The organism is Okeania hirsuta (assembly GCF_003838195.1).
In the GTDB taxonomy this organism is placed as follows: Bacteria; Cyanobacteriota; Cyanobacteriia; order Cyanobacteriales; family Microcoleaceae; genus Okeania; species Okeania hirsuta.
Genome location: NZ_RCBY01000645.1, coordinates 1 through 847, shown reverse-complemented (window position 1 = coordinate 847; position 847 = coordinate 1). Strand labels below are relative to the sequence as shown.

1 protein-coding gene is annotated in these 847 nt (G+C 31.5%); it reads left to right on the top strand.

Annotated elements, in window-relative coordinates:
- Positions 1–109 precede the first annotated feature (109 nt).
- Positions 110–685, top strand: a complete 576-nt coding sequence (locus D5R40_RS33430; protein WP_124155921.1) for a DUF262 domain-containing protein — start codon at positions 110–112, stop codon at positions 683–685.
- The last annotated feature ends 162 nt before the right edge of the window (positions 686–847 follow it).

The window sequence follows — 847 nt, the reverse complement described above, 5'->3', positions numbered from 1 at the left end:
CCCCATCCATTTTTTCTTCATTCTTCCTTCTTCCCTCTTCCTTCTTCCTTACGCTTAGAAAATGCTATATTACTTCTTTCTTCCTGATTAAAACTATTGAGGTAATTATATGGCAAGTATCGAATCTCAAGACATGACTCTAGAAAAGTTATTTGATGAATTTTATGTCATTCCTGATTATCAGCGCGAATATGTTTGGGAGGAAAAAGAAGTAAATGAATTTATTCAAGATATATATGAAGAATTTTCTGAGCAAAATCAAAATTCTTATTCTGAGTATTTTATTGGCAGTATAATTGTTTGTAGTCGTGGGGATAATTTGTATGAAGTAATTGATGGGCAGCAACGGATGACTACTGCTTATTTAGTTCTCTGTGCAATTCGAGATTATTTATTAACTATTAATTCAAATGAACGTATTGAAGCATTAAAAAATAAGATTACTTCTCTATATACAGATGACTGGGGTAATGACCAGTTTAAACATAGGGTAGAACTACAATATGAAGAAAGTAGGGGAATACTAGAAAGTATTGCTATGCAAACAGATTTAGACCAAAGGTCTCCTACTCGTTCTGTTAAACATATTCAGAATGCTTCTGCTGAGGCTAATAAATCATTCACAAATAGAATAGGTTCAGTATTATATCCACATCTAGATTCATTTTTGAGAAACCAATCATAGACTTCTTTTTCTGCAATATAATTTCCATCTTCTGCATATCTTGCCAAAATAAAATAGCGCAAAAAACGCATCGGTCTTTCCTGAGAATGATAGAGTAAATCTATCATTTTTTTCCATTTTACTTTGATTTTCTCATAATCTGTTTGTTTAGCTTTAGCAAAA